Annotated in this window: 21 protein-coding genes; 4 read left to right on the top strand and 17 right to left on the bottom strand. The window is 40.5% G+C overall.

The genetic code is table 11. From position 1 onward, the window contains the following. Positions 1-93: 93 nt before the first annotated feature. On the bottom strand, positions 94-1,188 hold the full coding sequence (locus tag JWQ34_RS06410; protein WP_299355633.1) for an AI-2E family transporter: 1,095 nt from the start codon (positions 1,186-1,188) through the stop codon (positions 94-96). A 111-nt stretch (positions 1,189-1,299) separates the two neighbouring features. After that, complete coding sequence (locus JWQ34_RS06415) at positions 1,300-2,172, bottom strand: nucleoside phosphorylase (RefSeq protein ID WP_299355635.1); 873 nt, start codon at positions 2,170-2,172, stop codon at positions 1,300-1,302. A 60-nt stretch (positions 2,173-2,232) separates the two neighbouring features. Between JWQ34_RS06415 and JWQ34_RS06420 the strand changes: the two genes are divergently transcribed. Beyond that, entirely contained in the window at positions 2,233-2,403 is a 171-nt protein-coding gene (locus JWQ34_RS06420) for a DUF6496 domain-containing protein (protein WP_299355637.1), read from the top strand. Between the two features lie 65 nt (positions 2,404-2,468). On the opposite strand, the gene JWQ34_RS06425 is transcribed toward JWQ34_RS06420, so the two are convergent. Together JWQ34_RS06425 and JWQ34_RS06430 are read right to left on the bottom strand one after the other, a co-directional pair. Then, entirely contained in the window at positions 2,469-3,464 is a 996-nt protein-coding gene (locus JWQ34_RS06425) for a Gfo/Idh/MocA family oxidoreductase (protein WP_299355639.1), read from the bottom strand. Positions 3,465-3,498: 34 nt separating this feature from the next. Continuing rightward, positions 3,499-4,797 carry a folylpolyglutamate synthase/dihydrofolate synthase family protein gene (locus tag JWQ34_RS06430; protein WP_299355641.1) on the bottom strand — a complete coding sequence of 433 codons (1,299 nt, stop codon included), beginning with the start codon at positions 4,795-4,797 and terminating at the stop codon, positions 3,499-3,501. Positions 4,798-4,839: 42 nt separating this feature from the next. On the opposite strand from JWQ34_RS06430, the gene JWQ34_RS06435 reads away from it, so the two are divergent. Continuing rightward, the gene (locus tag JWQ34_RS06435; protein WP_299355643.1) at positions 4,840-5,019 is read left to right on the top strand and encodes a hypothetical protein; all 180 of its coding nucleotides are present in this window, start codon (positions 4,840-4,842) and stop codon (positions 5,017-5,019) included. Positions 5,020-5,305: 286 nt separating this feature from the next. Here the strand turns inward: JWQ34_RS06435 and JWQ34_RS06440 are convergent, their stop codons facing one another. From JWQ34_RS06440 to JWQ34_RS06475, 8 genes are all read right to left on the bottom strand, one after another. Beyond that, positions 5,306-6,184: an aldo/keto reductase gene (locus JWQ34_RS06440; RefSeq protein WP_299355645.1), complete on the bottom strand. Its 879-nt coding sequence runs from the start codon at positions 6,182-6,184 to the stop codon at positions 5,306-5,308. 277 nt (positions 6,185-6,461) lie between these two features. Then, a complete protein-coding gene (locus tag JWQ34_RS06445) occupies positions 6,462-7,340 on the bottom strand; it encodes a hypothetical protein (RefSeq protein ID WP_299355647.1) in 879 nt (292 codons plus the stop codon). Positions 7,341-7,469: 129 nt separating this feature from the next. Further along, a complete protein-coding gene (locus JWQ34_RS06450) occupies positions 7,470-8,285 on the bottom strand; it encodes an energy transducer TonB (RefSeq protein ID WP_299355649.1) in 816 nt (271 codons plus the stop codon). A gap of 78 nt (positions 8,286-8,363) precedes the next feature. Then, complete coding sequence (locus JWQ34_RS06455; RefSeq protein WP_299355651.1) at positions 8,364-8,765, bottom strand: biopolymer transporter ExbD; 402 nt, start codon at positions 8,763-8,765, stop codon at positions 8,364-8,366. Further along, complete coding sequence (locus JWQ34_RS06460) at positions 8,765-9,466, bottom strand: MotA/TolQ/ExbB proton channel family protein (RefSeq protein WP_299355653.1); 702 nt, start codon at positions 9,464-9,466, stop codon at positions 8,765-8,767. The genes JWQ34_RS06455 and JWQ34_RS06460 overlap by 1 nt, the downstream gene beginning before the upstream one ends. 12 nt (positions 9,467-9,478) lie before the next feature. Next, positions 9,479-10,858, bottom strand: a complete 1,380-nt coding sequence (locus tag JWQ34_RS06465) for an SPOR domain-containing protein (protein ID WP_299355655.1) — start codon at positions 10,856-10,858, stop codon at positions 9,479-9,481. A gap of 39 nt (positions 10,859-10,897) precedes the next feature. Continuing rightward, positions 10,898-12,769: a hypothetical protein gene (locus tag JWQ34_RS06470; protein ID WP_299355657.1), complete on the bottom strand. Its 1,872-nt coding sequence runs from the start codon at positions 12,767-12,769 to the stop codon at positions 10,898-10,900. Positions 12,770-12,783: 14 nt separating this feature from the next. Next, positions 12,784-15,888 carry a tetratricopeptide repeat protein gene (locus JWQ34_RS06475; RefSeq protein ID WP_299355660.1) on the bottom strand — a complete coding sequence of 1,035 codons (3,105 nt, stop codon included), beginning with the start codon at positions 15,886-15,888 and terminating at the stop codon, positions 12,784-12,786. 275 nt (positions 15,889-16,163) lie between these two features. Between JWQ34_RS06475 and JWQ34_RS06480 the strand changes: the two genes are divergently transcribed. Next, entirely contained in the window at positions 16,164-18,584 is a 2,421-nt protein-coding gene (locus JWQ34_RS06480; protein WP_299355662.1) for an outer membrane beta-barrel family protein, read from the top strand. A gap of 73 nt (positions 18,585-18,657) precedes the next feature. Here JWQ34_RS06480 and JWQ34_RS06485 read toward each other — a convergent pair whose 3' ends face one another. Further along, positions 18,658-19,023, bottom strand: a complete 366-nt coding sequence (locus JWQ34_RS06485; protein WP_299355664.1) for a response regulator transcription factor — start codon at positions 19,021-19,023, stop codon at positions 18,658-18,660. A 179-nt stretch (positions 19,024-19,202) separates the two neighbouring features. Continuing rightward, the gene (locus tag JWQ34_RS06490; RefSeq protein ID WP_299355666.1) at positions 19,203-22,136 is read right to left on the bottom strand and encodes a pitrilysin family protein; all 2,934 of its coding nucleotides are present in this window, start codon (positions 22,134-22,136) and stop codon (positions 19,203-19,205) included. A gap of 224 nt (positions 22,137-22,360) precedes the next feature. On the opposite strand from JWQ34_RS06490, the gene JWQ34_RS06495 reads away from it, so the two are divergent. After that, on the top strand, positions 22,361-23,026 hold the full coding sequence (locus tag JWQ34_RS06495; RefSeq protein WP_299355668.1) for a porin family protein: 666 nt from the start codon (positions 22,361-22,363) through the stop codon (positions 23,024-23,026). Positions 23,027-23,380: 354 nt separating this feature from the next. Here JWQ34_RS06495 and JWQ34_RS06500 read toward each other — a convergent pair whose 3' ends face one another. From JWQ34_RS06500 to JWQ34_RS06510, 3 genes are all read right to left on the bottom strand, one after another. After that, positions 23,381-23,590, bottom strand: coding sequence for a hypothetical protein (locus JWQ34_RS06500; RefSeq protein ID WP_299355670.1), 210 nt, complete (start codon positions 23,588-23,590; stop codon positions 23,381-23,383). An 88-nt stretch (positions 23,591-23,678) separates the two neighbouring features. Beyond that, the gene (locus JWQ34_RS06505) at positions 23,679-24,155 is read right to left on the bottom strand and encodes an RNA-binding protein (RefSeq protein ID WP_299355672.1); all 477 of its coding nucleotides are present in this window, start codon (positions 24,153-24,155) and stop codon (positions 23,679-23,681) included. 156 nt (positions 24,156-24,311) lie between these two features. Continuing rightward, positions 24,312-24,671, bottom strand: coding sequence for a response regulator (locus JWQ34_RS06510; protein WP_299355674.1), 360 nt, complete (start codon positions 24,669-24,671; stop codon positions 24,312-24,314). Positions 24,672-24,760: the final 89 nt, after the last annotated feature.

The following is a 24,760-nucleotide window of genomic DNA, read 5'->3' on the forward strand; positions in this document are numbered from 1 at the left end:
CCTCTTCAAAGGAGAGGGGGCTTTTAAAAACCCTCTTTACCGCTTGCGAAAGAGAGGGTGATCAAGCGAAGCGATGATCGGGGTGAGTAAGCACTACTCCGTTTTCATTTTTTTCTCTGCCGATTTTTTGAACTCATAATCGCCGCCCAGCAGGTAGCCCCAGGCTTTAGTACTTTCAACACGATCAAAGATTATTTTAAATATGGCCATCATAGGGATGGATAAGAACATGCCCGAAAGCCCCCACATCATTTCGCCCAGTATAATGCCTAAAAAGGTAATCAGCGCGTTTAGCCGTACTTTTGAGCCTACTACAGCGGGTAACAACACGTTAGCATCAACAAGATGAATAGCTATTACGCTTATGCCTACTTCGACAGCATTCGTTATCGGCCCGGTGGCAAAGGTGATGAGCACACTTAAAAACAGCGCCGAAAATATCCCCAGGTAGGGGATAATATTAAACAGCCCGACAATTATGCCCAGCAGCACGGCGTATTTTATACCTATCATCCAAAACGCTGTACAGGCAACGGTAGCAACTATTACCATTTCGAGCAGCAGGCCCAATATATATTGTCTTAAAATGCCTTGTATGTTTTCTACTATATCATGTACAATGTGCTCATTGTCTTTACCAAAAGCTTGTAAAATAAAACCAAACAGCAACTTCCTGTAAAACAGCAGGAAGAAAGTGAATATCATGATGAACACATAGAACAACAGTAATGATGATATGGCACCAAATGTTGTGCTTATTACTTCTGTGCCTGATGATATTATCTTTTTCTCTGTGTTAGCTACATATGTTTTTTGTTTGGCTAAATTATAGTGGAATGTTCCTTGTATCCAATCGGATATATTGTTTACAGATTGTGCCAGTTGCTTTTGCAGCATGGGCCAGTCGTCCATCAGCTTTGATATTTGCGAGCCTACCAGGTATAATATCCCGCTTATAAAGCCTATTAATAATAGAATGGATACAAAAGATGATGCACTGCGCGGCATACGTAACTTTTGCTCTAAAAACCCCGAAACCGGTAATAAAAGAATAGCGAACAGAAAGCCGAATATTAAAGGGTCGAGCATTTCTTTGCCTTGTATAATTAAAAAACCCAGCGACAAAATACCAATAAGTACCAGCGATAATCGTTCGTAAAACGGAGCTATGATTTTTTTTGTCGTCATTATATAAATTTAGTAGGATAAAACGTTACCGCCGTATATATGTTTTGAAGATAATAATAAATGATTAAGCAGCACGGTTTTTATTAAAATATATCAATGCTTTTGGATCGGCTAATATTTTGCCAGCCGCTCTAATAATTGCTTAATATAATGATCCATGATCTTTGCAGGTTGCATGCTGAATTTTTGCGTAACCCGGTTAGCCAGTATAACGTTACACGATACTGCCCGGTGGCCCAAACTTGCGGCCAGGCCATATATGCCTGCTGTTTCCATTTCTAAATTGGTAATGCGTTGGCCCTCAAAATTGAATTGCTGTATAATATTAATCAAATTTGGAATGGCTGCCACGGCTCGTACCTGGCGACCCTGTGGCGAGTAGAAGCCGGGCGCGGTAATAGTTATGCCTTGCTGCTCGCCGTTACCTAATTTGGCTAGTAAATTTGCACCTGCCGAGGCTATGTAGGGTGATAAAATAGCATCTGCCGGTAATGTTGCTTTAAAAGCATTAAGCAGGTCTTGCTCCTTACCGGTTAGTGTTTGTTTATAATAATGCATTAACGGATCTAACCCAAATGCTGCCGATGATAGTAGCAGGCTGTCAATAGCAATATCAGCCTGTACAGCCCCTGATGTGCCGATGCGGATAATGTTTAGGCTGCGCAGGGTTTGGTTCACTCTACGCGTGCTAAAATCGATATTAACCAATGCGTCCAGCTCGTTAAAAACAATGTCGATATTGTCGGTACCAATACCGGTTGATAGTACGGTCAGCCTTTTATTGCCGATGGTGCCGGTATGGGTAATGAACTCGCGTTTTCCTTTTTTTAGTTCGATGAAATCAAAATACTTGCTTACTTCGCCAACACGGTCAGGGTCGCCTACGGTAATTACGGTATCGGCAATGTCGCCGGGGTGCAGGTTTAAGTGGTAGGCGCTGCCATCGGCATTTAATATAAGATCGGTTTCTGATATGCGGTTCATACTCGTAAAATTGGCAAATATTTTGCATGGATTAATATCATTTACTTAATTATTAATATCATGGCTAAATATTCAGAAAAAGCAGGTGAAAAAGTTGAGAAAACAATGCACGAAATGAAAGCAGGCAAACTAAAAAGCGGCAGCGGTAAAAAGGTAACCAGTAAAAAGCAGGCTGTCGCTATTGGGCTATCAGAGGCGAGGAAGGAAGGGGCTAAGGTGCCGAAGAAATAAGCCCAAGCCCCCTCTAAATCTCCCCCGGTAGGGGAGACTTTTTTTGTTTCTATTAAAAGCCCTCCCTACTGGGGAGGGTTGGGTGGGGCTGTAAACGCGTCAATGATCTTCATTAACACAATAGCATCATCTATCGAGCAGGGGTTATCGCCCTCCCCATTAAAATAGTTTACTACTTTTTCTATCATCGGCTGCTGCACATGCTCTAACGATGGGAAGGTTATCAATTCTTCTAGGCCGCCGACTTTTAAAGTTATGGTATGCGGGGCGTTAAAAAACGGGAAACTGATACTGCCTTCTGATCCTATTATTTCGCATCGGTCAATTGATTCTTCTTCGGTAACGTTAAAGCACCATGAACCATTAACAACAACGCCATTTTTAAATATCAGCAGGCCACTTACATTATCATCGCAAGGGTTAGCGCCTGATTGATTGAGTCCGCGGCCATTATAATATTCGGGTTCGCCAAAAAAATAGAGCATCAGGTCGAGTTGGTGTGGTGACAGGTCATGGAAATAGCCACCGCCAGATAGCGCCGGGTTTATGCGCCAGTTATCTTCTAAGTGGGTTATCAGGGCCGGTTTACGGCTTTGCCACATCCTTATCTGTACGGTGCGGACATCGCCGATAACCTTAGTATCTAATAGCTCTTTTATCTTTAAAAAGAAAGGCTGCGCCCGGCGGTAATGCGCTATTGATACCTTGCCCGTGCTTTGCTTAACGGCCTCGGCTATTTTAATAGCTTCGGCAGCGTTTAGGGTTACGGGCTTTTCTATGTAAACGTTTAATCCTTTTTTTAGGGCCGATAAGGTATAATCAATATGCGAAGCCGGTGGGGTAGCCACATAAACCGAATTGATCTCCGGGTCGTTCATTAACTGTTCGCCATCAGCATACCATTTGCCTATGTTGTGACGGCGGGCATAGTCGGCAGCTTTTTCGGCATTGCGGCGCATTACGGCTATTAACTTACTGTTAGGCACCTTGCTTAGTGCCGGCCCGCTTTTTTTCTCCGTCACGTTGCCGCAACCAATTATACCCCAGGTAATTTTGCTCATATTGTGTATTTAAGAACAGTAAAAATAGAATTTTTCAGACAATCTCTGCCACCACAAACGTACTCCCGCCCACAAATACAAGGTCGCTATCATTAGCCTTTTTTTGTGCTGATGCTAACGCGGCTTTTACAGACGAGTATGCATCACCACTCAACCCAAATAAAGCCGCTTGTTGCTTTAAGCTTTCAGCCTCCAATCCACGCGGCATATCGGGCCGGCAGAAATAGTAAATAGCATTAGTTGGTAGCATGGATAATACTTTACTGCTATCCTTATCATTCACCATACCGATAACAAAATGCAGCTGGTTATACTGCACGTTGGCAATGTTTTTCAAAACTTCCTGTATGCCATCAGGGTTATGCCCCGTATCGCAAATAGTTAATGGGTTTTTGCTTAGCACTTCCCAACGACCATGCAAACCTGTTAAGGTTTTAACCTGGCGCAGGGCAGTTTTTATATGATCGTCAGTTATTATAAAGCCTTGTGCGCGTAACTCATTTACCGTGGCCAATACGGTCTTTATATTTTTAAGTTGGTAACTACCGGTTAAATCCAGTTGTAAGTTGTGAGTAATGAGTTGTGAGTTTTCGGTGATTTCAACTTCCAACAGATCGTCCCATCCTTTTGACCTTTGACTTTTAACTTTTGAATTAAATAATTCAGATGCAAAGCTAATAGACGCATTTTCCTGTTCCGCTTTGCGGATGAAAATATCGGCAACCTCATCCTGTCCTTCGCCGATGATTACGGGGATGTTGGGTTTGATGATGCCGGCTTTTTCGGCAGCGATGAGTTGCAGTGTATCGCCTAAGATATTCATATGGTCCCAGCCGATATTGGTAATGATGGATAGGAGCGGAGTGATGATATTAGTCGAATCCAACCTGCCGCCCAACCCGGTTTCAATAACAGCTATATCTACCTTTTCTTTAGCGAAAATATCAAAAGCCAAGCCAACCGTCATTTCAAAAAAGGAGGGTTGGATCTCCTCAAAATCCGGTTGATGTTTGGCTACAAAATCAATTACTGTTTGCTGGCTGATCATCTGGCCATTAACACGGATCCGCTCCCTGAAATCTTTTAAATGCGGGGATGTATACAGCCCGGTTTTATAACCCGCTACCTGCAGCACTGCCGCCAGCATGTGCGAGGTGGAGCCTTTACCATTGGTCCCGGCTATATGGATGGTTTTGAATTTATACTGAGGATTGTTCAGGCGATTACAAAGCTCAATGGTATTATTCAGATCAGCTTTATAGGCCGAGATGCCTACACGAGTAAATACGGGTAGCTGTGCGTATAGGTAATCGATGGTTTGCTGGTAGTTCATTTTGCTACTGCAAAGCTATTAACTAAATGTTATTTACACGAGATGAAAATTCACACTGGTTTAACTGTTTTAGCCGGTAGTAAAAATTACCATTTTTCGGGTATTACATGTTTTGCCGGTAGTAATTTGGGGCGTTTTTCGGGCATTGACGGTAATGCCGGTAGTAAAAAACCCAATTTTTCGGGTATCAGGGCTTATGCCGGTAGTGTTTTTATTGGATAATTTATTGAATTACAGGTAGTTAGTAAAATAAGCTATTTAAAAAGCCTATAAATTAACGTTGACAATTTTGTGTTTTGGGGCTTTTTGAAGATGCCTTACTATTCTAACAAAAATACGAAAAAATGGGCGCATTTTTTGTTCCGCTCATTAAAATACCCTAGCCCGGCCCGACATACTTGCGCCAGCGGGGGTACGATAGTCAAAATTAATATGGGCCATTTTGCTAATTTACAAAATATCGGTACTTATTGGTGATAACACCAACAAGGGCGAGCAGCAACATAAGTTAATCTAAAAATTGCATATCTTCTTCAGTCAGCTTAATGTTGGCGGCTAACATATTTTCTTGAAAATGTGCCAGCGATGAAGTTCCGGGGATGGGCAAAATCCAGGGAGATTTATGCAGCAGCCAGGCAATATTTGCCTGTATTTCGTTTACCCCATATTTTTTGGCGATCTGGGCAATGCGCGTATCTTTTTTTGGCATTGACAGGAACAATGAAAAATAAGGCACTAACGGTATCCCATTTTTTTCGCATATATCCAGTACTTCTTCGCCTCCGTTACTTTCCATATGACCTGCTTTATGTGTAGTACGCTGCGCGTGACCATACATGTTTTCTACAGTGGCAATTTCGCCCATTTTCATGGCTGTTTCCAATTCTTCCCTGGTAACATTGCTTACGCCAACATGCAATATTTTACCTTCCTGCTGCATCTTGAACATAGCTTCCATGGATTGTCCAAAATTCATGGCGCCGCCCATTGCCCTAAAATGCACCAATATTACCTGGTCAATTTTAAGTGTACGCAGGTTGTTTTCAATGCTGGTACGCAAGTTCTCCGGCTTGTTAAAAGGAACCCAGCTTTTATCGGGCTTGCGAGCCCCACCAACTTTAGTGCAGATCACCAAATCTTTCGGGTATGGATATATAGCTTCCGCTATTAAACGGTTGGTGACATCTTCACCGTAATAATCGGCAGTATCAATAAAATTAACGCCGCTTTCAATAGCCTGCTTTAAAATCTGCAGGGCTTCAGGCCGATTTTGTGGCTCTCCGTAAATCTCGGGGCCGGTAAGTCGCATAGTGCCATAGCCTAAGCGGTTAACTGTTAATGGGTTATTGCTGTTAGCTGCAATGGTTATTATTTTTGGATTACTCATTGGTTTTTTTTGTAGTTAGATTAGTCAAAATTAGGTATTGTTTGCCAATTAACGCACATCATATACTTACAAACAGATGCTTGAATATGGATATAGCTGCCTATCGTCCATTCTCGACCCCGAGTGAGAAATTGTAACCTGCGCCTTTGTTGGTGTTATCACCATGGGTGTTCGGAAGATCGAAAAAAGCGTTGGAATTGTGCGATTCCCCTCTTGAGGGTAACTACATACCACTTGGGACAAGAGAGAGGGGGATTAAATATAAAGGATTATACGCCTATATTCCACAGGTTTTTAACCCTGTCAATAAGGCTATCACCCCGCTTGCAATAGCAACCCATAGCCCCCATTTTTCTATTATTGGAGACTTTGAAATAGCGCTTGGATTATTCATTTTAACCTTATGCTTTTTAATCTGGTTATCACGGGATAGGTCTTGATATAGATTTCCAGAATGGACAACGGTATTGTAGTTTATAATCGGTTGCGGAGAGGGTTCGATTTTTATTCCGTGTGCTTTTATGTGTGAAATACACAAATCAATCATTTTTCGTCCACGCTCGCGTTGCGACTCCTCTGTTTCTACATTTATTGCTTTTGGATTTGGCCAAAAAGTATGGCTACTTAATAATCCATATTGGCTTGTTTCTTTACCAATAAATTTTTCGACTAATCCCAGTGTTTCATCACGCCAAAACTGATCGTCTGAATTAGGAAAAGCATCTATTTTCAGCTTTTGTGCCTCAAATAATGCAATTGCTTTTTCGTCTTTGTTGCTCATTGATGGAATATTTGTAGAACTTTTTTCAGAAATCTTAGCATACTGGGCTTCTCTTATGCTCTCTAAAATTAATTCAGAGCCCGTTTGCTCGTATTGACTTGTTGGTTTTGGCTTCTCTCTTGGTTTGACAATGGTGTTTTTATCGGAGTATTCAATCCTAAAAATATCAGGATGCTTATTTAATGCTTCAATCGCCGCTTTCTTTTCTAAAGTGGTCTGCCATAGTTCTTGCCCTGATATTCGGTTGTATAATTCATAAACATCCTTTATCTGTAAGGTTTCATATAAATCATTATTTATGTAATTATGAAAATAGTTTTCATAATCTACCCATTGTGATTTATTTTGCTGTGTTTGTTTAATTTTTACAGGCATAAAAAAGAGGCTATTAGTTTAGCCTCTCAATATATGAATTATTTACCCACCAGCACTAGTACCAGCCCCCGCTGGCGCAAGTATGTCGGGCCAGACAAGTACGCAAAGGCTACTTGTGCCTTAACCATCTTAATTCACCTTAAACACAAAAACCACCGTACCTATCTGGGGGTCGGGGGCCGAGTCGAGCGGGTTAAGTTTGGAGTTTTTTACGGCTTCTTCGCATTTTTCAAGCAGGTTCGAGTCGCTTATGGTTGTGCCGCGGGCGCCGGCACGGGCGTATATTACGTTGCCGTTTTTGTCAACACGTATATCAACCACTACTTTGCCGGTATGGCGGCCATTATCATTTATAGCGGGTTTGCTGGTAAAGTTGCGTTGTTCCATCATCAGGCTGCCGCCATTGCCGGAGCCTGTACCGTTATAGTTATTGGTTAGTGTGCTGCCGGTTGGTTTGCCCTGGTTACCGGGTGTGCCGGTTGTTCCGTCGCCTTCGCCAACGCCGTTGTTGGTTTTACCTTTATATAACGCGTTTTGGTTTACTGTTGGCTTGGTAACCGCTTTGGTTGGCTGGGTAGCTACGGTATTGGTTGGCTTTTTGGTATTGGCCGCTACTTCGGGCGCGGCCTCTGTATTTTGGGTTACTACGTTTTTGTCGCTGGTTTCTGTTTGAGTTTTTTGCTCGGTAGGGGCGGCTTTAGTTACCTTATCCGGTTTAGTATGGTTAGCTTTTTCCGACTGGGATGGCTGCTCGGTGCTCATGTAATCGCTGCCCATGCCTTCGTCCGTAGTGCCGTAATTTACCAATATACCACCTGTGCCGTCCTGGGTTTTCGGCGGGTTAGTGAACACAATAAAATAACATAAAGCCATCACAAGCGCCAGGATCACGCCTGTAGCTGCAAATGCTTTTGGATAGTTATTTTCTTCTTGTAAGTAGTTCATTTTTTAGTTTTGAGTCATGAGTGTTGAGTTATGAGTTTATATACTGTAAACTCATAACTCAACACTCATAACTAATTTCTACCCCTTCGGTTCCGTTGCCAGTACCAGTTTAATATTCAGTTTCTGTGCTATGTCCATTACCTGTACCACATCTTGTATGGCTACGGTTTTGTCTACGTATAGTACAATGGTTAGTTCGGTTGCTATGGCTTTATAGCTTAACAGGCTGGCGTTTAAGTCGGCTACCGGTACTTCCTTTTTATCAACGTAATATTTAAGGTCCTTGGTTATTGATACCGTTATTGTTTTTTTAGATACCGATTGCCCGCTTGATGATTTTGGCAGCATCAGCTTGATGACGTTTGGATTGGTTACCGTCGATGCGATCAGGAAAAACAAAAGCAGGAAGAACATGATATCATTCATGGCCGAAGTATGCACCTCGGCAGACGCTCCCCTTTTTCTCTTTCTTAAATTCATTATTTGCTGGGTTCTTCTAACAGATCAATAAATTCAATAGCATCGGTCTCTAATTGCAGTATCACCTTATCAACCATCATATTTAAAATATGGTAGCATACGTAAGCCACAATACCTACAAATAAACCCGCTGCCGATGTTACCATCTTTACATATAAACCGCCTGATATTACACCCATACTGATGTTATCGGTTTTAGAGATATCGTAAAAGATCTTAATTACCCCGGCAATTGTACCCAGGAAACCAAACATGGGCGCTATACCGGCAACAATGCCCAGTATGCCTATATTTTTTTCCAGTTTGGCTACTTCCAGCTTGCCTATGTTTTCGATAGCGCCCTCAATATCCTTAATAGGGCGGCCAATACGTAACAAACCTTTTTGCAGCATACGGCCCAACGGCGAGTTATTGTTACGGCAAATAGCAATGGCCGACTCCAAATTACCCGAATGTATACTACTGCGCACTTGTTGTAATAAGTTCGATTCGTTTTTTGAGGCTTTACGTATGGTAAAATATCTTTCAAAAAATATAACTAAACCCAATACAGCCAATATCCCTATCGGAAGCATTACCCAGCCACCTTTTAATATCAAATCGCCAAAGCGAAGATCCTGGGCGGGTATAGCGGCTAACTGCTGTGCGGCATGATTAGCGGTGTCTGTTAAATGTTTAACGGTGTCTGTAACTGCTTGCATTAATATGTTGTGTTATTTTTGTGGTATAATTTCTATTGCATAAGCATCGCCACCCGGTACTTTGCCCAATTCTATCATTTGAAACGCAAAATCCTTAGCTTCTTCCTTAGTAGCAAAATGGCCGATGGATATATGATAAAGTGTGCCGGTAGCATCTGTTACCCACCGTGGGTCAAGCCCGGCTTTTTTCATTTTTTTAATGGCCGCGTTAGCCTCTTCAATGGTTGTGGCGTTAAACGCGTAAACCTCAAAACGCCTGGTGCCTACCGCGTCTGATGGTTTGGCATTGATCACGCCGGCTTTATCTGCAACTTCTTCCGGCGTTTTAGTTACCACCCTTGCTTTTTTAGGCGTTGTTAATACAGGTTGCTTTGTAGCAACGGGTATTGTATTATTTGTAATTGTTGCCGGTTGCTGCGAAATAATGGTTTCCTTTTTCTTCGGTGCTGTTACCACAGGTTGCTGCGATATAATTGTCTCCTTTTTCTTTGGGTTGACCGGCTGTATAATTATTGTTTCTGTTTTTTTAGGTGCAGCATTAACAACTGTATCTTTTTTAACCGTTAGTGTGTCTGCTTTAACAGTATCTGTAACCACTGGTTTAGCCACTATTACTGGTTTTGGTTTAACGCTATCTACAACTTTAGTTTTGTGTTGCCAGAAAACCATCTTAGCAAAGGTATCGGGCTTATAATGATATAACGCAAATATGCCAGCGCCTATTACTACCATACCTATTAATATAATCAGTAATAAGCGTAGCGGGTTCCGGGTTTCTTCTTCCCCGCTATCCGGGTCAAAAAATTCAGATGATACGCCTGCTTGCTCTTCATCGTAAACACGGCCAGGCAGTATTGTTTGTGCCTGCTCGGCTGACGCAGGTATTTCTCCCGGTTGTTCTTCGGTTATTGCTGGTTTTGGCGGAGCAAACTTGGGCGGGAAATTCAGTTCTACTTTTGGCCTTTCTTCTACCGGCTTAACATCGCCAATTTTATTTATGCTGATGGGCTCAAAACCGTAAAAAATAGTATCGTCAATTATTTTATCGGTAGGCTTAAAGGTTAACTGGGTAAGTTCTGTATAAAACCAGCCCAGGTTACCAATAGGTACCTCGCTCAGTAAAGCCTGTTGCTTTAAGTCGGTAATATATTTTTCGGCAAAGTATTTGGCTGATGCAACGGATATGTTTTTTTTCTGGGCTATATATTCGGCCAATGCATCATCATCAATCGACTGTACATCAAACTGCGCCTGGTGATAGGGTGGATGAAATTTGCGCGTAGCCTCGTCATAATAACCACTTACACGCACCTGGACAAAGTAGCCCAGCCCGGGTACACTTACTTCGCCTTGCTGCATTAGCAATTCGCCTAAATAAAAGCCTACATCCATTTGCTAAAAGTAACGGTTAATTATATAACTTCAAAAGCCTTAAAAACTAAAGCTCGCGCCGCCAAATATATTAAATCCGTAGTCAGGATAGTACAACCAGGTTTGATTTGTTGAATTTAAAATGTTATTAACGTGTCCAAAAATGGATATCTGTTTATTCACCCTATATTCAACCCCGCCACTCAGGTCCATAAACGAGCTAACTTCTGATAAAATAGAGGCCGGCATAGCAACTCCTCCATACGAGGCAGCAAATGCCGCGGCGTTAGGCTTATCATAAGCAACACCGCGAAACAATAATGAACCGTTGATCTTAACCTTATCATTTATATTGATAGATGTACCTGCTGTTAGTTTAAATTTAGGCATGTTCCAGGCTTGCGCCTCTGATGCCATGTGGTAATCTTTAAACTCAACCCTTCCAAACAGATCTACATCGCCTGATGCTTTGTAATCCAGCTCGCCGTTAAAGCCATTGATGGTGGCCGTACCATTATCATATATAACAGCAAACCTGTTTTGCCCTCCTGCGAAATAGAAGTTACTTACAAACAGCGGCATGTTTTTAACACTGTTGTGGTATACATCGGCTTTAAAGCCTAAACCCGGTGCAAGGGTGCCTTTTAACCCGGCGCTTAAATCCAGTTTATCTACCGAATTTTGTATCGCTAAATTTCTGCCCAGGAATGGGTTGATGCCGTAAAAATCTTTTAAGGATGATTTATTTATATCGCCTTTAGCCTCAACAAATAAGCGTACATATTTAGGTATTACCTGGTACTCTAACTTAGCAGCAGGGAAGATAGAGAAGCGGCTGGCAAAGCCAAACTCATCAACTATGTTTACGCCTGCGTCAATTTTATAAGCCTCGCCCTGGAACTTGATATACGGGTTAACCCTTACTATGCTGTTGTTGAAAGAGTATAACGAATCTTTTTGTGTACTCAGATCAAGCGATGCGGTTAAACCGGTATAGAACTGGTTGATAGTCTGGTTTAAAAAACCTGCCAATACCAGGTTGTTCTCTCTTGCTTTAAATCGGTCGCCAAATACATAACCTTTTAATTTTAAGGCATAGGTAAAATCCTTCTCAACGTCTTTATAGTTCTTGGCAATTTCGCCTTCGCCGGCTAATGTGTTAAAATATTGATGAGCAACATCCAGTTTAGCAGGCGGGTTAACTTTATCATAACCATAAAAATAATTGCTGCTATTGGTATAGTCTATTCGGCCAGATAGCGTATTCACAGCGCCAATGCTTTTGCCAAATACACCAACCTGGTCATTGCTTGTATTTTGTTTATTATAGGTGGTACCGCTATGGCTTATGTGTTTAACATAACCGCCAACCTGTAACGCTTCATCCTTGCCATTGCCAAAATAACCTTCAAAGAAAGTAGTTTTTAAATTCCCAACGGCTCCCTTTATTAGATTGTTATAAGGCAAAGTATCTACTTGTGCCGGTATCTTCATGGCATCCAGCTGTTTTATCTCAGAGTTTTGCTCTAAGCGTTTATCCAGCGGGGCATAGGTTAACGGCGCTTTATAGGGCGTTTTATCTTCCAGGTCGGGGTTGCGGCGTATTTTTACCGCATCGGCTAATACCGGTTTGTAGGCTGTTGTTACCACAATTTCTTCGGATAAACTGCCGCCGTTTGGTGGTGGAGTATTTGCGGCGCCGCCTTTGCCAACGGTATCTTTACCGGTCACTTTTGAAGCTGCATCGCCCAATGCTTTCGCATCGGTTTGTTTTTTAGCTGCCGTTGGTTTGGCCGGAGCCTTGGCCGGTGCTTTCTTTACTGTTTTAGTAGCAGCGGCTTTTTTAGACTTGGTACTTTTTTGCGCGTTTGCCGGAACAAAGTATAATACCATGATCAAAGTAAACAGCGTGTAGGTGTATTTTAATTTCATGTGCTTGTCTTCTTTTATCCTTTATTAACCGGTTTGTTTTGTGTCGAGTCTTGTTTCATGTCGTCCGTGCCTTGTTGTGATTTGGCAGGTTTTGACGGCGATATTTTATCCAGCTTTTGTTGAGCCGTTGCTAAAATTTCATCATTGCCTTTGTAGTTGTCCAATATGCTTTGCAGGGTAGCTTTAGCCTGGAAATTGTCTTTCAGGGCCACGTAATCATCAGCCAATAAAATAAAGGTTTTGGCTATCCAGTAATCGTAGTTAGGCATTTCCTTGGCAATCTCAAAACAGGTTTTTTGCGATGTTTTGTACTGGTGCTTTAAGTATTGTATGTAAGCGATGTTATACTTAGCCTCGGCAGCCGCTATGGTTTTGGTATTGCTTATAGTATAGTCAAACTCATTTACGGCAGCAGTAGTATCGCCTTTTTGCAGGTAGGCTAAGCCGGCATATAAACCTGTCCTGAACTTGTCTTCCTGTGCAGATTTTTCGTTGGCCCTAATCAGCTTAACATAGTTTAGCGCATCATCAGCAGCGTGCATTTGCGCGTAGCATAACAACAGGTTGTTTATCGCGAAGCTATAATCAGCCTTGTACTCTGATGAGATCTCCAGCTTTTTCAAGAATACTACCGCGTCATTATATTTTTTCTTATTGATATACAACTTAGCCATGCTTATCAATGATTGCTCGGTTGACGTGCTGGTCCAGTCGTTCAATATTACGTTGTAATCAATTATGGCATCGTCATCCCGTTTCAAATTAACCAATGCCTGCGCACGGATAAAGCGGGCCTGTTTCTCATAAATAGGCTTGGTAGGGAATTTCTCGAAGTAACCACCAACCGCAGCTACAACACCGGTCCAATCGCCGCGTAAGTAAAGGTTATTGGCAGCGGTATACATAATGCTTTCCTGCTCGGCAGTGGTGTAATTACCAATAGGGGTGGTAGTAGCATACGCAATGAAAGTTTGCGCATCGCCTTTATCAGTATATATTTTCTCTATTTGTTTTAACGCCTGTTTAGCTTCATCTGTCGAGGCGTAGTCTTTTATTACCTGTTTAAATGATTCAACCGCTACATCATCACTGCCTGCGTTATAGTCGATTAAACCAATAGTGATCAACGCGCGGGGTATATAACTGCTGCGCGGATATTTTTGTATCATGGCCTGCAATGCTGTTTTAGCTGTCGGGCCATCGTTTTTAATAAAGTATGTGTAGGCTATTTCAAAATCGGCATCGTCCGCGTAATCAGAATTTGGGAACTTGGTTAACAGATCTTTAAGCGTGGTGATCTTAGTATCAGGCGCGCCTTGCAGACCTTGTATCATACCACGCTGAAATAGGGCGTAATCCTCGCCTTTTATATGCTGGTTAATTATACGGTTATAATACTCTAATGCTTTTTCATAGCTTTTCAATACAAAATAGCTATCGCCGATACGGGTTATGGCATCATTAATGGTGTTGCGGTCTTTTTCCTCTCCATCTAAGAACTTCTGGAAGTAAGTGGCTGCGGTGCGATATTTCTCGCCGTAAAAAGCCGCGTAAGCCAATGCGTAGTTAGCATAATTATATACGTTGGTTTCGCGTGCCTCGGGCAGATCCAAAAAGTCCTGGAAGGTTGATACCGACTCGGTGTACTTACGCACTTCGTACATTGACTCGGCCATCCAGTAGGTAGTTAAGGCTTTAATTTTGCTATCAACAGGTGTTTTTAATGAGCGAAGGAAGATGCCGATAGCATTCTCGAACGCGCGTTCATTGTAAAACTCTAAGCCACGATAATAGGTAACTTTTTGATAAGCGATTTTAGCGCTTTGTGTTTTATTGGGGATAGGCTCCAGGATCTCAACCGCCTCTTTGTAATTGCGCGAGTTTAATAGTTCCTCACCCAGCAAAACCTTCATCTCGGTAGTACGCGGCGAGTTGATGTAATTTTTTAAGTATAAGCGTGTAGCCTCTAATGCCTGGGTATTAAAGTCAAGCTCGTAAGATAATTTGGCGTATTGATACAAACCATCTTCCTGTAATTGTTTATCAAAACTAAGTTTTGATGCGTTTAAGAAAGCGTTACGCGCGCTTTGCTTGTTACTCATTTTCAGGAAAACCTCGCCTAAAGTGTAGCTGCCGCTTTGGCTGTAGGCATCTTTTTGTTCAATCAAGCGCTCCAACTCATTTGCCGATTTGGCGTAGTTGCCAACTTTATAGTAAGCATAACCCATTTGGTAGCTATCCTGTGTGCTTTGGGTTTTGCCCTGGTCGCGGGCTTCAAAGCGGTCGTAATATTTTACAGCGCTATCATAGTTAACCTTTGCAAAGTATGAGGCGGCAATAATGCGCAGCATTTCGGTTTCGTTTTGCTGTTTGGTATTGTTTACTATAGGTACCGCATAGCTTAGGACATCATCATAACGTTTATCTAAAAAGTAAACGGCAGTAATATAATAAGGGTAGCTGTTAATGTATTTTTTCGAGTTTTTTAACTTCTCAAAATTCACCAACGCTAAATGATAATCCTGATTTAAATATGCTATATAAGCAAAATAATAAGTGGCATCATCCGTAAATGGCGAGCGCCTGGTTTTTACCTCGCTAAATTGTAATTGCGCGTTGGTATAGTCTTTTAAAGCAAAATAAGCATAACCCTTGCGGAATTTATATTCGGTGTTTTCGCTGCCGGTTAACTGGCCGGCGGTTATTTTATCAAACCATTGCAGGGTCTCTTTATACAGTCCTTTTTTAGAGTACGACCGGCCTATCTGGTAAATAGCCAGTTTAGCCAATGGGTTTTCCGGATGCTCATTGATAAATTTCAGGAAAAGGCTTTCGGCGTCATCATTACCTAACTCCAACGCGCATAAGGCTACATAGTATTGCGAGTTTTCTTTTATTAGCGATAATTCACTCTCAAACTGCGGCTGATTGGTAGTTTTTAGCTTCGAGTCCATTACCAGGCGGTATTGCTGCGATGCGGCAACATACATACCTTTCTCTAAAAGCTCGCCGGCGGCATGGTAGGTATGATAAACCCGGAACGATGGGCTTTGCTGGGCACGTAAATTAAGCGCAAAAAATATTAATATAGGGAGTATGCTGTATTTGATCCTTATCATAAGTGCGTGTAAATGGTGACGCTAAATTAGCTAAACACAAAAATGCAATCCACATTAGTAATTAACAACTGTGGATAACACTTTTTTAACGCAGATAAGAAAATTGAGGTATAGGTGTGGAAAACTTTAACGATGTGAGTAAAAGCTATCTTACATAAATTACAAGTATTGATTTTAAAACTGCAAATCCAAATTTTTGAAAAAAAAGCAAAAAAAAGATATTGCCTCAATGCAACACTTACTTTTTTGTCGTGCCTTGTGACTAAACTCTGTTTATGAAAAATTGGTTACTTACTGTTTTATTTCTGTTATTATCTACCCTTTTATTATTTGCCCAAACCAAAAAACCATTAAAAATAACGGGCAAGATAATTGATTCCGCTGACCATCAACCCCTTGCCTACGTAAACGTAACCCTGAAAGAAAATGCTAAAAGCCTAGCTGTAAAAAGCGTACAAACTGCCGATAGCGGTAAGTTTCAACTAACTATTCCCATTACCGGTATCAATGACTATAAATTAACGCTAACCTATATTGGTTATAAAGCTAAAACTATATCAATAAAATTGGATAAGCCGGTTAATGATTTGGGCGACATTTTGTTATCAACAAATAGCAGCCAGTTAAAAGCTGTCGCGATAACGGCATCAAAGCCATTGATAAAGCAGGAGATTGATCGTTTAAGCTATGATGTACAAGCCGATCCGCAAACTAAAGGACAAAATGCGCTGGACGTATTGCGCCGTACCCCATTGGTTACTGTTGATGGCAATGACAATATACAGTTGCAGGGAAGCGGCAGCTACAAAATTTTTATTAATGGCAAGCCGTCACCTTTAATAGATAATAACCCGAGTAACGTTTTGCGTTCTATGCCCGCCGATGTAATTGTTCGCATTGAAGTAATTACAACCCCGCCTGCAAAATATGATAGCGAGGGCCTTGCGGGTATTATTAATATCATTACCACTAAAAAAACAAACAACAATAGTTATAATGCTGTAGCAGGTGCGCGATACAACAACGTATTCGGGCCAAACCTTAATCTTTCTGCCACCGCTAAAAAAGATAAATTAGGCATAAGCGGTTTTGTTGGCATCGGCCAGCAACCCGCTGCACCTAACCATCCAAGTAATTTCAGGGAAACGGTTGGCAGTACACCAACTATTTTATCGCAGCAGGGTGAAAATGCAGCTCACGGCAACTCGGTTAATAGCAGTGTTCAATTAACGTACGAGGTTGATACCCTCCACTTGTTAACAGGTGTATTTGATTATTTTGCAGGGAAATACACCCGTTATTACAATCCATTTTCGGTTTACTCTGTTCCCGGTGGAAATATATTGGAGTCGTACAATTTGCTTACTAATGGTGGCTATAACTTTTTAGGTACTGATGCCGGGTTGAATTATGAAATTGGATTTAAACACCATAAAGGTGAGCTGGTAACTTTTTCTTACCGATATAATTATTACCTATTAGGGCAATATAGCAATGTTTCGGCTGTTAACCGTTTCAACTATAATGACCCTGATAATAATCAGCAAAATGATGCTTCGTCATGGGAACATACCGTACAAGTAGATTATGTTCACCCGCATAAAAATTTAACCATAGAAGCCGGAGCAAAAGCTATACTCAGAGATAATTTCAGTAACTCTGGCGGGCAAATAGCTACTGCAACAGGCTTTGTTAATGATCCAACACTTATAAACAATTTCAATTATAAGCAGGATGTTTACGGTTTGTATAATTCATATATGTTAAAAATAACTAAATGGACATTCCAGGGAGGCGTACGAGCCGAGCATACAAGAGTAAATGCAAACTTTTCATCAAATGGCTCGCTGTTAAATACTAACTATACCAATGTTGTTCCTTCCTTATCGGTTCAATTAAATTTAAAAGGAAACAACAGCTTGACTTTTGGTATTACCAACAGGTTACAGCGTCCTGGTATGTCACAGTTAAATCCCTATATAGATAAAACCAATCCACAGATCATCAATACAGGAAATCCTTTTCTTACACCGGTTATCAGTCATTTATTTGAACTGAGTTATAATAAAATATCTACAAAAGGATCATTGAACCTGCGTTTAAGTTACCTATACACTAACAACAGCATTATCCCGGTTAGTAAAGTTGTCGGCGATACGCTGACCATTAACTCTTATGAAAATGTGGGGCAGAATAAAATATTACGTACGGCTGTTAACGGTAATTATATGCTGAACAATAACTGGAGCCTTAACTTTAACACCGGCATTTTTTATGTATGGATATCGGGCGTATACAACGGTCAATATTATAGCAACCAGGGGCCGCGCACCAACACTTTTCTTAACACCAGCTATAAGTTAAATAATGATTGGGTTGTGGCCGTTAGCGGAGGCTACAACAGGCGTTATGTTAACCTACAGGGAGGCTCAAACGATTATAAATATTCTACTTTGAGCATTACCAAAACGCTAAAGAATTTTGTATTGACCGCATCAGGCAATAATCTTTATGCTAGTCATTATTCTTTCACCACCTACACCAAAACAAATCAATTTTACCAGATCAACGATGCAGACCTGGTATTTCGCAATTTTAATTTTAGCGTGAGTTATAAGTTTGGCGGGCTTAACGCTAACATTAAAAAGAATAAACATGGTATAAATAATGACGATGCTATATCAACGGGTAATTAATAAAAATCTCCATAAAATAAGAAGCGGCTATCCCTTTCGAGACAGCCGCTTGCTTTATGATAATTAATGGATACTAAGCCGCCGCCAATTGTTTTTCTACACTGTTAAGCAACACATCAATATCAAATGGTTTGGAAATAAAATCATCGGGGTTGCCATTTTGTTTAAAGCTATCTGTGATAGAGTGGCTTGCCGATAATAGTATAACGGGTATATCATGTGTTTCTTTCCTTGCTTTAACACTTCGGCAAAGATCACGACCATCCAGATCTCCTAACATAATATCCAGCAAAATAAGGTCGGGGTGGTTTTCTTTTATTCTTTCAAATAGGAATTTTCCGTCAACCAATGTCTCTACTTCGTAACCTGAATCTTCCAGTATCAACTGTAAGACTTCTAAAAGATCTTTATCATCATCAACCGCCAATATCCGTTGCATTTTATTATCTGTATTAAGCCTTCTAAAGATATAGGAGGCTGTTATATAATAGCAATTCCTATACCAAATCTATTTTAAGCGGTTGTTATTTAATTATTGACTGTAGCGTAACTAAAAATAATTAACTTTTATGTAAATATTTTTAGTTGGTGCTTGTTTTACAGCACAGTAATTAGTTATTAATAGCCAAAAAGTTGTTTCATAGTAGGCTTTATTAGCTCACCATACTTTTTAAGATCGCTGTCGCTCACGCGTTTATCAGACGCTACAATACAATAAGTATAAGCTTTACCTTTTAATTGCTTGTCGTGAAAATCTTTTATCGAATTAAAATCCAGCTGACCAAGCGCGTTAAATGTAGTTTTACGGGCATCATAATTTAAGCCAAGGCGTTGTGCTGCCAGGTAATTAAATAAAATATCTTCCTGGGTAATGCGCTCTGTTTCTATTGATTTACGCATGTTGTCTTTAGCATCTATTAAACCTTTTTCAGATTCGGGCATAACGGTAAGTAATTCGTTCATGCTTTTTATCGATTCGTTCAGCTTATCAGCTTGTGTGCCTATATATCCTAAAAAGTAATTTTGATCATTTTTTTTGCTTGGAGATATATAGTAAGCATAGGTACTATAAGCTAATGCTTTTGATTCGCGAATCTGCTGGAACACGACTGTGCTCATGCCGCCACCAAAGTAATTGTTAAACAAATCTACTTTTGGTGTTTGCTCGGGGCTGTAGGCACCTTCGTTTCGTACCCAGTAAATTTCGGCCTGTACCATATCATAGTTAGCAAACAATACCTTGTTTTGATCAACGTCAAGTTTTACAAACTGTTTTTTGGCCGGATAGGCGGTAAAGGCAGCAGGTGTTTTATGTAATTTACTTATCGCTAAAGCAGCCTGCGCGGCAGTTTGCGGGCCATAATATAAAATAGTGTGTTTATAGCTGTTTAAATTATGCAGTATGTTAACCAGGTCTTCAGCTTTTATGTTATCCAAATCTTCATCACTTAGTGTGTAGTTAAAAGGGTTAGATGAACCATATTGCGCGTATGATACCAGGCCCTGTGCAAGAGCTGTTTTGTTTAGCTTTGCATTTTCGCGGGCTTTCTTTAAACGCACTTTTAAACCTGTAAGGGCCTTTTCATCGGGTTGGCAGTTAGCCAGCAGATCCTCATATAACTTTACGGTTGCCGAGAAATTTTCCTGTAAGCCGTTAAAGCTAACTGTTGAAATTTCTGTACCGGCAGAAATGTTGTAAGCTGATGCCAGCTTGTAAAACGCCTTGCTAAAATCTTCGGCAGTTTTTGTTTTGGTACCCAAAAACTGAATGTATTGCGTAGCAATAGGCAGCAATTTGTTGTTCCAGCTACCCATATCATACCTGTAATATAATCTGAATATACTGTTGTCTTTATTCTGTACAGAAAGCAGCTCGGTGTTGCCGGCTTTGGCTCTTTGAATATCTTTTTGATAATCAAGAAACACCGGTTTTACCGAAGCATCCGGCATTGCATTTACCTGTTTTAAAAATGCCGATTGTGAGCCTGCATTTACCTCGACAGGAGTAATGGTTGGTTTTTCAACTTTCTGGATATTTTTGTCTTCGCCCTGGTGTTTGTATACTATTACATAGTCGTTATCATTTAGATATTTATTAGCAAATGCAACTATTTGGGCCTTGGTTATTTTTGAAAGCTCATTAACGGTAGCCACATCAGTCTTCCAATCGACATTGGTAACAAAATCGTTCATCAGGTTACTGGCCCTGTTTACATAGCTTTCGTTATCAACTATTTTTTCTTTTTTAGTATTGTTTACTATCGAAGTGATCAGATCATCAGAGAAATCGCCGCTTCTTAATTTGGCCATTTCGGCAAGCATAAGGTCTTTCACTTCATCTAATGATTGGCCCTTTATTGGATTGCCACGCAATAATAACACGCTATAATCTTTTAAAGCATAATCGCCGGCGGCGGCGCTAAGCATTTTTTGTTTTTTTACCAGGTCAAGATCAAATAAACCAGCCTTACCGTTTGTTAATATAGAACCCATCAGGTCAAGCAGGCGCGCATCGCGGGTAGCGGCACCCGGGAAACGGAAAGCTATGGTCAGGCTCTCGGGGTTTGGGCCATAAATGTCGCGTTTTACCGGGCTGGTTATAGGTGTTTCCGGGTCGAATTTATACGGCGGGATAGCCTTGGCTTTCATGTAGCTAAAGTGTGTATCAACCTTTTTTATCATTACATCCGGGTTAAAATCGCCGGATAATACCATGGCCATATTGTTAGGCACATAGTAAGTATAATAATAATTACGTATGGCATTTAATGAAGGATTTTTTAAATGCTCTATAGTACCTATAGTAGTTTGCTTGCCATAGTTATTATTAGGAAACAAAGATGCAAACATAGCCTCATTAACCTTGCGGCTATCATCATCAAGTGTACGGTTCTTTTCTTCGTAAACAGCTTCTAACTCCGTATGGAAAATACGTAATATCGGGTTACGGAAACGCTCGGCCTGCAAGGTTAAAAACTTATCGATAGATGAGCTTGGGATATCTTCTGTATAAGCAGTACGCTCAAACGAGGTACTTGCATTACTATTTTGACCGCCCATTGATGCCATCATTTTATCATACTCATTAGCAATAGATATTTTGGCGGCATCGCCGGATGTTTTGTCTATCTCTTTGTAAATTTCTTTACGCTTTGCATCATCGGTGGTTGAGTTGTATTGTTCATAAAGCGCATCTATTTTATCCAGGTATGGTTTTTCTTTGGTGTAATCAGTCGTACCAAATTTATCGGTACCCTTAAACATCAAATGTTCCAGGTAATGCGCCAGGCCGGTATGGTTGGCCGGGTCTGTATTGCTACCGGCTTTAACAGCTATGAAAGCCTGTATGCGAGGTTGTTTATTTGTTGGGCTTAGTATTACAGTTAAGCCGTTCTTTAAAACGTAAAAGCGAGAGTGGGTAGGATCGCCGGTTACAAATTTATAGGTATAACCCCCGGATGTTGCTTGTTTCCAGGCAATAACGCTTTGTGCTTGCAGGTTTGATAGAAAAGCGGCTAATACAAAGCCAATCAGAAATAATTTTTGTTTCATATTACTTGATTAAACAATAAATGTATTTAAAAAAATCTATAAAAATAGGGGGCACTCTCAAAGAATATTTTGTTTGGCAGTATGCCAAACAATGTATTTGACAAGTTTGTTTATTACTTGTTACAGAGCTACTTCACTAAAAATATAAAAAAAAGCATTTTTATAAATAAACCTTTACAAAACACATCGCTCTAAAAACCATTGTTTACTAAAGACTATCTATCATGAAAAAAATTCTCTTTTTAGCTATTTGCCTGTTGATTGCGGGTTCGGTAAATGCACAACGCAGATATTACCATTCGCAACGTGGCGGTGATAATCGTAACAGTGATAACGGCGATTTTTACAGCCCAAAGATTGGTTTGGAAATAGGGGCCAATGTTTCTAACCAGATCAGTTCATCAAACTCCAATTACAGTACCGGTAGCCTGGTTGGCCTTAACACAGGTATTACTTTTGATCTGCCTATAATTTACCCGCTATCCTTCGCGCCGGAAGTGCTGTATTCGCAAAAAGGATATGAGGCCACTACTATCGATGGGATATATACCGAACGTACCCATTTTATTGATGTACCATTGCTGGCAAAATTTAAGGTAGGCCCGGCCTTTAACTTTTATATTGGTCCGCAATTATCTTATTTGCTATCAACCACTACTACTTATGATAATGGCTTCATCGTATCAAGAGAGCAATATTACGAAAACAATAATGGCCATAAATCATTTTTAGATGGTGTGTTGGGGATCAGCTTTGATATTAACAGGTCTGTAGACTTGCATGCAAGATATACGCTTGACTTGCAGCAAACCGATTCGCAAGGCAGTACTTATGTGCCTAACTATCGTAACCAGGTTTGGCAGTTTGGTATAGGGTTTAGGCTGAATTAATCTTATTATTATAAAACATAAAAAAGGCTTAGGAGATTTCTTAAGTCTTTTTTAATATACATCATTATGAGTACCTATATCTAATAATAAAATAACTTCGCCGCCGCTATTCGATGTGTCCTTTTCAATAATGAAAATGATTCGACAATCATATACACAAGAACAAGCAAGGTAAGCGGCAAGCTTTCCGCTTAATTTATGAGTTCTTAACATGGGATCGAAAGCATCTTACTGTAGTTTTAACAGTGCTTTGTTAATGGACGTTTTTAGTGCCTGATTCTTACCAGTGAATTTTTTATGCGATTTTTCAAAAGCTTTTGATAACACTAGTTTTCTTTCAAAAGGCATAGGCAATTATAGTGTGTTTAGTTTTTTAATCACATCTTCAGCACTTTGTGGCTGTATTTTACCTGAATGATAATCCTTAAGAGTTTGCTTAGCAGTTTTAGCTATTTGGTTACGACGTGCTTCTATTTGTCGTTTTTGCAATATCTCCAACAACATCTCTCTCGAATTAAAATCAAGCTGCATTATTTCTTCTAAAGTCGAATCTATTGTTACCATATTATTGCTATTGATACACAAAAATACATAATTCATTACAAACAGAAAAGCCGCTTATTAAAGCGGCTCTTCTTATAATTTCTACAGATTAATAATCCGAGTTTCCTTTGTTATTTCCTCTATCGCGATAGCTGCCGCCACCACCACCGTTGCCACGGTCTTTGTTATAGCCACCACCACCGCCATTGCCTCTGTCTTTATTGTAGCCGCCGCCACCACCACTGTTGCCACGGTCTTTGTTATAGCCGCCACCGCCGCCGCTATTACCGCCACGGTATCCGCCGCCGCCATAACCACCGCCACCGCTAGGTCTTTCGCTTCTTTCTTTTTCTTTAGCCTGGCTTACCGCAATTGTTTTGTCCAGGATTTCTTTTTCATTCAAATTGTCAATAGCGTTTTGCGCCTCATCTTCATTTGGCATTTCAACAAAGGCATAACATTTACTACGACCGGTTTCGCGGTCCATAATTACATTGGCAGAGCTTACTTCGCCATAAGGGGCAAAAAGTTCGGTTAGGTCAGCTTCCTGGAATTGATAAGGCAGCTTGGCGATAAAAATTTTCATCTAATAATTAGTTAATGGGTTGAGTTAGTTATAACAATAGTAAGCATTATAAATTATAAAAAGCGCAGCACTCACCATGTCTTTTTAAAAGACAACACAACGATGTTTTTATTGTTTAAACTATTTTATAATTACTGGCAGGAGGGGAGGGGGAAGTTATGATATTAGGCTATTAACCTTTTCAACCAGTTCAGTAAGGTCAAAAGGTTTGTTAATAATGGCATCGCAGCCATAGTCAAAAAGCTCATCATCATGGTTAATATAGGCAGAGAATATAATTACCGGTGTGTCTTTAAACTGCGGATGGCATTTTATTTGCCTGCATAACTCACCGCCATTTATACCTGCCACACGGTAATCTAATATAACCAGGTCCGGAAAAAAATCCTGAAGCATAGGCATAACGTCTTCGCCGTTTGATGTACTTTTTACATCAAACTTTTCATAAGAAAGTGTTTCATGAACAATTTCCAGGATGTCCTGATTGTCGTCTAATATTAAAATACGTTTTGACATGTGTAGTGGTAAATAACTCCGAAAACTTAAAAAGTCGTTTAAGTGTGTAAGCTTAATAAGCGTAGGGTGATATATGGGCTAAAACTAGT

This window comes from Mucilaginibacter sp., from assembly GCF_028288185.1.
GTDB lineage: Bacteria > Bacteroidota > Bacteroidia > Sphingobacteriales > Sphingobacteriaceae > Mucilaginibacter.